The 11143-nt window shown below is 67.0% G+C and carries 9 protein-coding genes, 1 tRNA gene, 1 other RNA gene and 1 pseudogene; 7 read left to right on the top strand and 5 right to left on the bottom strand.

Annotated features, from left to right (window positions below):
- Both ACFE67_RS10190 and ACFE67_RS10185 read left to right on the top strand, forming a co-directional pair.
- Nucleotides 1-397 (top strand): annotated as a pseudogene (locus ACFE67_RS10190) (glycosyl transferase); the annotation flags it as partial.
- A gap of 71 nt (nucleotides 398-468) precedes the next feature.
- Complete coding sequence (locus tag ACFE67_RS10185; protein WP_375406763.1) at nucleotides 469-1737, top strand: saccharopine dehydrogenase family protein; 1269 nt, start codon at nucleotides 469-471, stop codon at nucleotides 1735-1737.
- An 81-nt stretch (nucleotides 1738-1818) separates the two neighbouring features.
- Here ACFE67_RS10185 and ACFE67_RS10180 read toward each other — a convergent pair whose 3' ends face one another.
- Complete coding sequence (locus tag ACFE67_RS10180; protein ID WP_375406762.1) at nucleotides 1819-2433, bottom strand: hypothetical protein; 615 nt, start codon at nucleotides 2431-2433, stop codon at nucleotides 1819-1821.
- Between the two features lie 57 nt (nucleotides 2434-2490).
- An RNA gene (ffs, locus tag ACFE67_RS10175) (signal recognition particle sRNA small type) lies at nucleotides 2491-2587 on the bottom strand.
- Nucleotides 2588-2663: 76 nt separating this feature from the next.
- On the opposite strand from ffs, the gene ACFE67_RS10170 reads away from it, so the two are divergent.
- The 5 genes from ACFE67_RS10170 (at nucleotide 2664) to ACFE67_RS10150 (ending at nucleotide 6873) form a co-directional block, all read left to right on the top strand.
- A tRNA-Ser gene (locus ACFE67_RS10170) sits at nucleotides 2664-2751 on the top strand.
- A gap of 1298 nt (nucleotides 2752-4049) precedes the next feature.
- A complete protein-coding gene (locus ACFE67_RS10165) occupies nucleotides 4050-5009 on the top strand; it encodes a HipA domain-containing protein (protein ID WP_375406761.1) in 960 nt (319 codons plus the stop codon).
- Nucleotides 4984-5811 carry a hypothetical protein gene (locus ACFE67_RS10160; RefSeq protein ID WP_375406760.1) on the top strand — a complete coding sequence of 276 codons (828 nt, stop codon included), beginning with the start codon at nucleotides 4984-4986 and terminating at the stop codon, nucleotides 5809-5811. Before ACFE67_RS10165 ends, ACFE67_RS10160 begins: the two co-directional genes overlap by 26 nt.
- 184 nt (nucleotides 5812-5995) lie before the next feature.
- Nucleotides 5996-6268: a hypothetical protein gene (locus ACFE67_RS10155; RefSeq protein WP_375406759.1), complete on the top strand. Its 273-nt coding sequence runs from the start codon at nucleotides 5996-5998 to the stop codon at nucleotides 6266-6268.
- 287 nt (nucleotides 6269-6555) lie between these two features.
- On the top strand, nucleotides 6556-6873 hold the full coding sequence (locus ACFE67_RS10150) for a hypothetical protein (protein WP_375406758.1): 318 nt from the start codon (nucleotides 6556-6558) through the stop codon (nucleotides 6871-6873).
- A gap of 698 nt (nucleotides 6874-7571) precedes the next feature.
- Here the strand turns inward: ACFE67_RS10150 and ACFE67_RS10145 are convergent.
- The 3 genes from ACFE67_RS10145 to ACFE67_RS10135 form a co-directional block, all read right to left on the bottom strand.
- Nucleotides 7572-8606 carry a hypothetical protein gene (locus tag ACFE67_RS10145; protein ID WP_375406757.1) on the bottom strand — a complete coding sequence of 345 codons (1035 nt, stop codon included), beginning with the start codon at nucleotides 8604-8606 and terminating at the stop codon, nucleotides 7572-7574.
- Nucleotides 8603-9877: a sensor histidine kinase gene (locus ACFE67_RS10140; protein WP_375406756.1), complete on the bottom strand. Its 1275-nt coding sequence runs from the start codon at nucleotides 9875-9877 to the stop codon at nucleotides 8603-8605. Before ACFE67_RS10140 ends, ACFE67_RS10145 begins: the two co-directional genes overlap by 4 nt.
- A gap of 168 nt (nucleotides 9878-10045) precedes the next feature.
- On the bottom strand, nucleotides 10046-10717 hold the full coding sequence (locus ACFE67_RS10135) for an HAD family hydrolase (protein WP_375406755.1): 672 nt from the start codon (nucleotides 10715-10717) through the stop codon (nucleotides 10046-10048).
- Nucleotides 10718-11143: the final 426 nt, after the last annotated feature.

The raw sequence follows: 11143 nt of genomic DNA, 5'->3' as shown, positions 1-11143 counted from the left end.
TCGTGCCGGAGGCGGCGGCCTCCTCGGCGGTGACGTGAACGTGTCCGCCGCACTCGTGCAGGCGCTGCAGTCGAACGCCTCCAGCTACACCTGGTCCGCCGCTGCCGTCGGCTCCCAGAACGCGGCGTCGTATCAGCTCGCCTCGGGCGAGTCGGTGATGCCGATCGGTGGCTTCAATGGCAGCGACCCGTCGCCGACCCTCGCCCAGTTCGAGCAGTACGTGGCGGAGGGGAAGATCCATTACTTCATCGGCGGCAGCGGGATCGGCCGGTCGAACGGCGGCTCGAGCATCTCCTCCACGATCACCGCTTGGGTCGAGGCGAACTTCACCTCGTCGACGGTCGGCGGCGTGACGGTCTACGACCTGAGCTCGGGATCGTCGACCGCCGGAGCCTAGGCGGAGCTGCACAGATCCGGGGATCTGCGCTCGCAGATCCCCGGGTATCCGGAACCGGTACCGTTCGGCGCATGCGGATCCTCATCGTCGGTGCCGGGGGTGTCGGCGACGCGATCGCCAAGATCGCGGCCACCCGTTCGTTCTACGAAGCGGTCGTCGTCACCGACTACGACGTGTCCCGCGCGGAGCGGACCGTCGCGTGGATCGCCCAGAAGCACGGCGCCGACGTCGCGAAGCGGTTCGGCACCGGCAGGATCGACGCGTCGGACCCTGACGCGGTCGCGGCGGTCGCCAGGGCGAACCGCATCACGCACGTGATGAACGCCGTCGAGCCGAAGTTCGTCCCGGCCGTGTTCGCGGGCGCCCTCGCCGCCGGCGCGGACTACCTCGACATGGCGATGACGCTGTCGGAGCCCCACCCCACCGACCCGTACACGGTCACCGGGGTGAAGCTCGGCGACGACCAGTTCGCGCAGGCGGGGGACTGGGAGGCGCAGGGACGCCTGGCGCTCGTCGGGATGGGCGTGGAGCCCGGTCTGAGCGACGTGTTCGCCCGCTACGCCGCGGATCACCTGTTCGACACCATCGACGAGCTCGGCGTCCGGGACGGCGCGAACCTCGTGGTGCGCGACGACGCCGGCGCCGAGATCTTCGCCCCCTCCTTCAGCATCTGGACGACGCTCGAGGAGTGTCTGAACCCGCCCGTGATCTGGGAGCGCGACACCGGCTGGACGACGACGGCGCCGTTCAGCGAGCCGGAGGTCTTCGAGTTCCCGGAGGGCATCGGCGCGGTCGAGTGCGTGAACGTCGAGCACGAGGAGGTGCTGCTGATGCCCCGCTGGCTCGATGCGAAGCGCGTCACCTTCAAGTACGGCCTCGGAGCCGAGTTCATCGGCGTGCTGCAGACGATCAGCGACCTGGGCCTCGCCTCCACGACGCCGATCCGGGTCCGGAGCGCCGCCGGACCGGTGGAGGTCGCGCCGCGGGACGTCGTCGCGGCCGCGCTGCCGGACCCCGCGTCCCTCGGGCCGCGGATGGAGGGCAAGACCTGCGCCGGCACCTATGTGACCGGCACCGGCAAGGACGGCGCCCCGAAGGCCGTGTACCTGTACCACGTGTCCGACAACGCGGTCACGATGCGCGACTTCGAGAGCCAGTGCGTGGTGTGGCAGACGGCGCTGGGCCCTGTGATCGCACTCGAGATGCTCGCGCTCGGAAGCTGGACCGGCACCGGAGTGCTCGGCCCGGAGGCGTTCGATGCCGTGCCGTTCCTCGAGCTGATGGCGAAGCCGACCGCCGAAGGCGGCTACGGCCAGGCCTGGGGCCTCTCCGACCGCTGATCTGCTGCGGCGATTTCGGACTGATGCGGCTGCGATCGCACCCGCATCAGTCGGATATCACCGCACCAGGCGGACCGAGGGTCAGAGGGCGTCGGTCGCGAGCCGTGCGAACGCGGCGCAGACCGCGAACCCGGTGATCACGAAAGCGCTCGTGGCGAGGAGAGGATGCCGCTCGTGCCACCAGAGCTGGTGGTGGGCGGTGCGGCGCGCCTCGCTGAGGTGCACGGGCAGCTGCTGGGTCTCCAAGGGGATCCCGAAGTGGTGCGCGACGGTGAGCAGCTGCTCGGGCGACCACCAGCGGTCGTTCATCCGGTGCACGGTGTTGTCGTCCGAGTCGAGCAGGAAGAGGTGCCGACTGGTGTTGACCCCGTCCCTGTTGTAGATCGTGCGGATCACGCCGCGGTGGACGTCGCCGCGGGCGAGACGCGAAGCCCCGACGCCTCGAGTCCAACGCGTCGTGATGCCGTCCTCGTCGAGCCGGATCCTGATCCGCAGCGCCGGTACGAAGGCGAACACGGCGACGAGCACCGCGAAGACGGCGACGACGCCGGCGGTGAGCGGGCGACCGTTCTGGGCGGCGATGACGACCGCGACGGTCGCCCCTGGCACGACGATCGCGGTGTTGCCGGCTGCGGTGGTGCGCCAGGCGAGATGCCGCAGCGGGTGCAGGGTCCGCTCCGCGGTGGCAGTCGACATGTGCTGCACGGTAGCCGCGTACGTCCAGGGCGCCCAGCCCCCAGAGCAAGGGCGGAGAAGAAGGACCCCCCGCGCACCCGCCAGAGCCCGGTTGCCCTTGCTGCGTTTCCGCCCTGGGGGAGTTGGCCTGGATGGCGCCACGCGGGGAGCCGACGTCGATCGTACCGGACCGCATGCGGGGTCGCCGGGGCCGGTAGGATCCTCTGCGGCCCCGCGGTTCGCCGCGACCAGGAGGATTCGCCTAGTGGCCTATGGCGCACGCTTGGAAAGCGTGTTGGTGTAACAGCCTCGGGGGTTCGAATCCCCCATCCTCCGCCACCCCAAGGGTCTCGATCCGCGTAACGACGCGAATGGACGGCCCTTGTTCTTCTCCAGCCCCACAAAAACCCCACACTTCTGTGGGGGCTCTGGTTGACGCAGAGGGTTCTGACCTCGTCCAGTCGGTCTGACACGGCGTCCAGATCGTCGTCGAAGAGGTCGGCATAGGTGTCGAGCGTCATGGCGGCGGAGGCGTGTCCGAGCATCCGTTGGACCCCCTTCACGTTCGCGCCGGCGCTGACTGCCAAGCACCCCACGAGCCGGATTGCTGGAGATACGCCGGTCGCGGACTGCGCTGTCGAGGATGCCGGCGAGCACGCCATGTGCGCGCTTCACCTTCGTGGCTGCTCGCGATTCCTGACCTGCGGGAGCGAGGCGTCGAACCCGTGCCTGCACCTCCGATTGGCGGATATCACGGATGGCCCGGTCACCCCAGGTAGGCAGGACGTGCACCCGCCACGCGACCTCGAGTGACTTCCACGACGAAGCCTTGAGGTGCGTACGGTTGGCGAGCCACTCGGCCCCGAGCTCCTCGACAGTCACCCGCGCCGCGCGAGGGTCGATGTACTCGCCGCGAGCGGACGAGACGGTCACACCGGCGAGGTACTCCTCGGCGTCGACCTTCCTGCGGAACCCTGCCATCTCCCGAGACTGGTGCGCCGGATCTCGGTACCGCACTCGATACCGCCGGCCGGACGCGGTCTCGTACGGCTCGATGCTTCCCATGGATACTGTCACGCCACGTCGAAATGGATCCCGCTCTCATCGTCGAACGAGAACACCGACCACCGACAGCACCACCATCACGCCGAAATCGCCAGCACCCGTCAGTTCATGTGTCACTGCAACACAACCGACCCAGATCTGTTCTGCTCCCCTCGTCTCTGTGCTCTCCGCGTCTCGCGTCACCTGTCCTGTCACCTGTCCTTCCGAACTACCCTCAGTCAGCAACGCTTTTCTGCTGAGTGAGGGTGATCCGGAAGCGGCGCAGCGGAGGTGGCAGGCCAGGACAGGGCAAGACGCCCGAGGGGTTTGCCGGACTGCATGCCGAGTGCGGTCACTGTTTCGACAAGCGATGCGAGCCCGTGTGGCCAGACGCTGGTGTCGACCGTCCAGTCGCCGAGGGCCACTTGAAGCTCGTGTCGTCCGCGCCTAGACCCCAATCGTCTAGCTGACGGGCCATCCAGACCCAGCTCGGATGCCCGAGGCGCAGAGGTTGGGCGCGTACGGCTCGGGCTCGTGCCCCTCACCCCTCTCCCGATCTCAGTGGGAAGAGGCCGCGTGACTACGGTTGCGGTATGGCCGAGTCGTTCCAGCAGATCGACATCACCGAGTGGCGATTCGTTCGGCCGGAGACTAGGGGCCAGGGGAACAACTCATGGTTCAAAGAACCTGGGGGACTGCTCGGTCCGAGGGGTGAATGGATTTTCAAGCCGGTCAAGATTCATGACAACGAGACCCGGCAGGGTGGCGACTGGGCGGAGCGAGCTGCTGCTGCCATCGCCGAGATTGCTGAAGTCCCTGTTGCTGAGGTTCAACTGGCGCGGCGAGCTGATGTGGAGGGGTGCATATCGCGACAGGTGCGCGATGTCGATCGATCTTTCGCCTCTGGGCGAGTGTGGATGAACGCCGACGCGAACATCGAATATCGGGTGGCCTCTTCGAGGCGCTCAAGACACAAGCGTGCCACTCGCGGATACACCCTTCGAAACATCAGAAGAAGTTTGCGTGATGTTGGCTCACCTCCTGGCTTCGATCTAACCACGGGAATGCCAGCATGGTCTGTTTTCGCAGGATATCTACTACTCGATGCGATCATCGCCAACCGCGACCGTCACGAAGAGAACTGGGGCGTTCTCTATTCTGTCGTTGGGCCCGAACAGGCGCGGCTGGCGCCGGCCTTCGACCAAGAGAGCTCTCTCGGATTTCAGCTAACGAACAAGTTCCGAAGAAAGGTCATGGCGAGAGAAGGCGGTGTTAAGCAGTTTGTCATGAGAGGGACGGCGTCCTGTCTGTCTGTGCCGACTGGGCGACAGTCTCCGACGCTGGTCGAGGCGGCGATGTGGGCACTGGACCGGATTGCTGCGAGCGATCGGGATCACTGGCTGGATAGGGTCGACCAGCTGACGCCCGCTCGAGTGCAGGATGTGTTCGACAGATTGCCCTCGATGTCGGAGGATGCACGTAGGTTCGCAGCGGCTGTCGTCAACGCCAACGTGGGGAGGATCCAGCGTGAGCGTCGTCGTCCCTCGTCATGAGCTGGGATCTGTGGAGCGTCCCTTGAGTCGTGAGCGAGCGGTGGACCTTGTCGTCAGTTGGCAGCATCCCGTGACGCGCGCCACGTTGCCGATCGGTCTTTTGCGCCAAGAAGTGGACGGCTACTCCTTCCGGTACTTGCGCCGCGCGCGGGAGATCCAAAACTTCCGTGGGCTGCTCGGCTTCCCCGACTTCAAGCGTTTGTACCGATCGACTGAGCTATTTCCCTTGTTTGCGCAACGGGCGATGGACGAGGATAGAAGTGATTACCCTGAGTATTTACTGCGCCTCGGCCTCGCTGAAGGGGCGACTCCCTGGGAGCAGATCGTCCGTTCCGCGGGCGATAGTGCCGCGGACACGGTCAAGGTGTCGCCGGTGCCGGAACGGATCGACGGAGCTTGGTACTGCGTATCTGCAGTGACGGGAATCAAATACCTAGCTGCCAAGCCCGTGGCTCATCAGGGCGGCACCTTCGGCCCGTTAGGCGACGATCAGTTGGAAGTAATACTCGGAGCGCTGAAGATTGGCGTCCGCGTGCGACTCGCCCACGAGATCGGCAACACCTACTCCAGCGCCGCGACGCTTGTCACCACCGACGATGGCACGCCTTTCGGCTATTTGCCCGACTGGCTAGCGCACATGGTACGAGATTTTATCTCCGAGGATGCGTCGGCGGCTATCGTCGACGACATTCAGTGTCACGACGGCAAGTGGGTAGTACGTGTTCTCATTCGCCTGGACGGGCGAGTGGGTGGATCGCTAGAAACACTGCTCGGGCCGGATTGGGAGACGTACGCCGAGTAGGCGAGTTGTCGAGTGCGGGCCAACTCCTTCGACGCCTCGGCGAGCTAGCAGCATGGCTGGCGCGAAGAAGGCGGATCTCGGTTGGACGCGGCTAGCGCCCAGCCCTTCAACGGCACCCAAACGTGGACTGCAGCGGAGAGCAGCGCCGCCCTAGTTTTGCGCTCATGGATCAGTGGATGGCGCGATGAGCGCCGTGCAGGTGGCCTCTGGTTTCCTTTTCGCCGGCGCGGGTGTGCAGATCTACGTCGAGGCGCGGACGCACTGGTCGGGCCTTGAGGCATACGTGGCGCGCGCCGAGAAGGGCGACAAGCCCCGCGACTTCACTGCGGCCGAGAACGCGGCGCAGCGAGGCGAACGGGAATGGTTGCGCAGCCCACTTCGCTACTGGCTAGTCCTCGCCGGGTGGACCTGTGTTGGTCTCGGCGCGCTGATCGGCTTCATCGGCGCCTTCAGCTAGGAAGCGCCGTCCGGCGTCAGTCCGAGTTCGCGGTCGCATTGAAGGCGTGTCAGTGGACACCTCCACGATGACCCTGTGAGCACTCCAGAACCCACGCCCTACCGGCACGTCCAGTTCGCGCTCCAGGCGTCGAATCTCCTGTGGGACGAGCAGCTGTTCAGCAACGTGCAGTTCCGTCGGGACTGGGCGGCCGCCGTGAGCGATGCGCTGATTGTGCTCGGCGGGAAGGCCACCGAATACATCGAGAGCGAGATCGTCAACGACGACTACAGCTCGAGGGCTCATGTTTGGGCGCTCACGCCGGCTCGGATAATCGAGATCGAAGCAAGCGTCGGACGGACGGAAACGGCACCTCGATCAAGATCGCGCCGGAGACATACAGCCGGCGTAACGTCCGCCGGCTGCGGATCAGTGATTTGCGCGGGGACTTCGTCGGCGAGGTGCCCGAGGTCCATGGCGTCGGCGTCGTGCTCGAGTTCGATGATCGATCTGTCGAGCTCGGCCTCGACCGATCACGCGCTGGCGCGCGCTCGGTCTACCAGGAGCGAACGCTCGCCGCGCTCCTCCCATCCATGCTCCAGGACCTCGAGAGTCCGACGCGCTAGCCATGCGGCCATGGCGGAGGTTCGATTCGACGGGGCGCTGCCGCACCCGGACGGGCTGCGGGTGTCCTGGGTGACGTTCACGGCCCAGATGCGCAGGAGACGCTCCTGCTGAGCCTCCTCGTCAGTCGACCCGCGGCTGCGCTGCTGCAGTTCGGCATGGGATGGTTCCGGAGCGCCGCGGACTCTCCTGTCTTCTTCGTGTGGGACACGGAAGCTCGCCACCAGCGAATCACCCCGTCTCGTCAAAGGCGATCTCGGCGGACGAGGGTTCTGTCGTAGTGATTTCCCGCAGGATTGGCTGGGCGAACTGCAGACGAGCGGCAGCCCCCACAAAAACCTCACAAACGGTGGGGTCTCCTGCAATTCTAGGACACGGCTGTGATTGAGGACGGGGTCAAAAGTCCTGGTCGAAGCCGTCTGCAGCGATCCCGTGCGACCGACTGAGATCACTTGATTCGGGTTCGAATCCCTCATCCTCCGCGAATCTGATGCCGCACGATCCGCTGACGCCGCTTCTGACACGGGTTCGTGACGCTCCGCGTGCGTGGGTCGCATTCAGCGGTGCAGTTGCTCGCGACGATCGGATTCTGGCAGCGTCGGCCCGAGCGTCGCGAGATCCTGCGTGGGTCGATCCGCGTCGGAGCCCGACGAGGCATGAGCGCGCTGGTCACCGGAACGCGGTATCCCGGCGTGAGCGTTCAAGCGAGGACGGGAACCGACTGCGGGCGCGGAATGGTGGACCAGAGGTCGACCCGTTCGTCGTCATCCTCGAGGCCGAGTGCCGCGGCGGTTTCGTCGGGTGTCGTCGCGACGATCGTGATCGCTGCGGATGAGTCGGCGCGGCCGGTGCGGATCACGACTCGGCTCGACCGGACCGGTGCGAGTCGAGTGGCGAGTTCGTCGAGCAGTGGGTTGAGTGCGCCAGGCGCGAGGTCGTCGAGGCCGCCGTCGTCGAGGACCTGTACGACGGCACCGCGTTCGCGCTGGGCCCGGATCGCGTTGCGGACGTTGTCGTTGAGCAGGTGTCGTCCGCGGATCTCGTCGCGGAGTGTCTGCTCGAGTGCGCGGCATTCGGCGCGCGTGGCGTCGTCGAGCCGTCCGTCGAGGTCGATGATCCGCTGCAGCACCGGCGTCGTGTTGCGACTGGCGAGGTCGAGTCGCAGCTGTCGTTCGAGGCGGAATGCGTCCTGCTCCGATTGCCAGATCGTGGTCTCGCGCTCCTGACTGATCGCAGCTCGTGTCGCGGCGGTGACGCGTTCCATGGCGCGGTGCATCAGCAAGCCGGCGATGACGACGGCGGTCTCGGCTGCGAGGCCGAGGCGGATCATGCCCAGCGGGCCCGCCCAGAGCGTGACCTGCAGGAGGAGGCACAGCACCGCGACCAGCGGCGGGGCGCGGTGGCCGGCCATCCACAGCATGACTGCGCCCGCGAGAACACCACAGGTGTACCAGCTGATTGAGACGAAATCGAGGCGGGCTGGGTCCAGTCCGATGGTGGCGACGAGGCAGAGGAGGCAGCCGGTGAGTGCGACGCCCCACGCGGACCGAACTGACGTCGTGCCAGAGGTCGCACCGCGCAGCAGGGCTGGGAAGAGGGTGGCTCCGAGGACGGCCGCGAGGAACGGTCCGATCGCGTGGTAGACGAGGGCCGCTTCGGCGGTGGCGGTGAGGATGGCGACCCCGACGATGAGCGCGAGCACGGTGCGGAGCAGCCAGCGGGGAATGATCGTCATGCGTGTGCCGCGACCGGGAGGTCGGTGACGTGGCTCTCGGATGCCGGTGTCCACTCGAGTACGACAGTGGTACCGGTTCCCGGTGCGGACCGGATCTCGGCAGAGCCGCCGACCAGTCGCACTCGGTCGATGATCGAGACGCGCACTCCGAGGCGTTCCGGAGCAATGTCGGCCACGTCGAAGCCCTGTCCGTTGTCACGGACTGTGAGGCGGATTCCGCCGTCACCGGTCGGGACGGCACGAGCGATTCGAGCGGCCATCGGGCCGGCGTGCTTGATGCTGTTGCTGAGGGCCTGCAGCATCGCCGCGACAAGTGTGTCAGCGACCCGAGTCGGCAGCTCGACACCGTGCGCGGCGGTCAGGTCGAGTTGGACGAGTTCTCGCATCGGTGCGAGCTCGTGCTCGACAGCGGCGATCGCGTGCTCGAACCGCTCGTGCACTCCTCGCACGGCCGGACCGTCGCCGGTAGCCGAGAGAACACGCAACGCGCTTTCGGCGCTCAGCGCGATGCGCTGTTCGTCCTCGTGGCCGGAGGCGGCGCCGAGTAGCGCGTTGAGGACGGAGTCGTGGAGGAGCGCATCCGTGCGGGTGCGTTCCTCCTCCAGTGCTGCGGCTCGGCGGGCGGTGTCGAAGCGCTCGTTCGCGGCGGTCTGTGCGTCATCCGCCGCATCTGCACGCTGCCGCAACGCCCGGACGCCGAACACCAGCCCGATCGCGACCGCTGTGAGTCCGAGCACGTCGATCACGAGGTGGCTCGTCATCACCCGCCCGGCATACGCGGTGAGCACGCCCACGATGATGAACGCGCAGCCGGCGACAGCCCGACCAGCGTGCTGCACCCCGATCGCGATACAGCTGAACACGATGCACGACAAGCCGAGGAGCCACGGCGTCGAGGCATCCGGGAGAGGCGACCGGATCTCGAATCGCTCGAGCGCGACGAGGCCGAGATACCCGAGAGCAGAGAACCGCAGCCAGGAATGCGCCGGCGTCCCGCGGCGGAGAAGTGCGATCGGCGCCGCGATACACGGCAGCGCCGCGAGGAGTAACGACACGATCGGAAGGGAGGAACCAGGAAGTCGTTCGGATGCGAAGCCCGGCAGCGACTGCAGCACGAGCAGCGGTCCGACGACCGCCAACGTGGTGACCAGCCCTCGCTCGACGCCCGTTCGCAGCGACCCGGTACCCGCACTCCGGACGCCGGAGTCACGCACGGCAGTGCGTCGGCGCGGCCACGGCGGCCGTACCCTCGACACGACCCCGATCGTCACGTCGCGAGAGTAGGGCGCACCGACACTGGGCCTCGATACCCAGAAGAGGTCAGTGCTCACCCGACTTCGGGGGCCGCGGTCGACCCGCGGGGACTGATCACCCGACCGCTGGCGGAGCGCGTGGAGGTGGGTGCTACAGCGGCACCGTCCTGGAGGACCGGGCCGTGATCAGTCGCTCGGCCGTGGGGCCGGGTCGGAACGGAGTGCTCGGCCGGCGGCCGAGTCCGCGGGGAGGAGCGACCGCAGTGCGTCCTGCACCTCGCGCAGGCCCCGGGTCCGCTGCGCGCGAATGCCCGAGTCTCTCGCTGCTCGGACGTGCTCGTCCGAGTCGTCCAAGAAGAGCAGCCGGTCGGGAGGCGTGCCGATGGTCCGGATCACGTGGTGGAACACTGCCGGATCGGGCTTCACCAGCCCCAGCTCGTGCGAAGTGAAGGTCCAGTCGAAGTGCTGGACGATGCCCCAGTGGTCCAGGTGCCGCTGCCAGTGCACTGGGTTCGTGTTGCTCACGCAGCCCATCCGGATGGTCCCGTGCAGGCTGCGTACGAGCTCGCGCGATCCCGCGAACGGCCCGGCGGACCATCGGCTGAAGTCGTCCAGGAATTCGGTGGGCGCGAGGTCGAGACCCCAGTCATCCACGACCCCCGCCGCAAAGGCCACCGCGTCACAGGCGCCGCGCTCGAACGCCTGCACCCACTTGGACGCGACCCACCGGGATCGCAGTGCCGGGCTCTCCTCCTCACCCGACAGCTCCGCAAGTCGCCGGAGCCCACCGAAGTCCATCAGCACGCCGCCGAGGTCGAACAGGATGACGTCAGGCGCGGAGCGCTCGGCCTCGGTCATGGTCGCCCGCTCCCGAGACGGCGAACGCGGCCTTCTCAGCTCTCACACTCGACTGTCTCGGACTCCGACCTGGTGCCGCAAGATCCGCGTCCCGAGTGTCGTTCGGGTACCGGTGCCGTGAGCCGGAGTCGTCGCCGAGCAGGGTCGCCGAGTCGTCCTCCAACGCTCCTCGCCTCGCCGGTCCCGTTGGTCGAGGTGCGAGCGAAGCGAGCCTCGAGACCACCCCGGACGCGGGTGGACCGTGTTCGCTGTGGGCGGAGCGGCGCGCTGTGGAGGAGACGAACCAGCCCTCATGAACGGTCTCTTTCCCCGAACCGGTGTCGGAGGCCCGTGATCGAATACTGATGTGCACGAAGCAGCCGATCTCACCGCCGCGCTCGCGGCCGTGACGGCGGTCGCGCCCCGGTTCCTGACCGCCTCCGACAC

This window comes from uncultured Amnibacterium sp. (assembly GCF_964244015.1).
Classification (GTDB): Bacteria; Actinomycetota; Actinomycetes; order Actinomycetales; family Microbacteriaceae; genus Amnibacterium.
The sequence above is the reverse complement of the archived record's forward strand: the minus strand, read 5'-3'. Positions and strand labels throughout refer to the sequence as shown.

Bases quoted from the DNA above. Each gene is read 5' to 3' on its own strand.
- ACFE67_RS10155 (WP_375406759.1), top strand. From the start codon at position 5,996: ATGAGCGCCGTGCAGGTGGCCTCTGGTTTCCTTTTCGCCGGCGCGGGT.
- ACFE67_RS10185 (WP_375406763.1), top strand. From the start codon at position 469: ATGCGGATCCTCATCGTCGGTGCCGGGGGTGTCGGCGACGCGATCGCC.
- ACFE67_RS10145 (WP_375406757.1), bottom strand. From the start codon at position 8,606: ATGACGATCATTCCCCGCTGGCTGCTCCGCACCGTGCTCGCGCTCATC.
- ACFE67_RS10165 (WP_375406761.1), top strand. From the start codon at position 4,050: ATGGCCGAGTCGTTCCAGCAGATCGACATCACCGAGTGGCGATTCGTT.
- ACFE67_RS10135 (WP_375406755.1), bottom strand. From the start codon at position 10,717: ATGACCGAGGCCGAGCGCTCCGCGCCTGACGTCATCCTGTTCGACCTC.
- ACFE67_RS10180 (WP_375406762.1), bottom strand. From the start codon at position 2,433: ATGTCGACTGCCACCGCGGAGCGGACCCTGCACCCGCTGCGGCATCTC.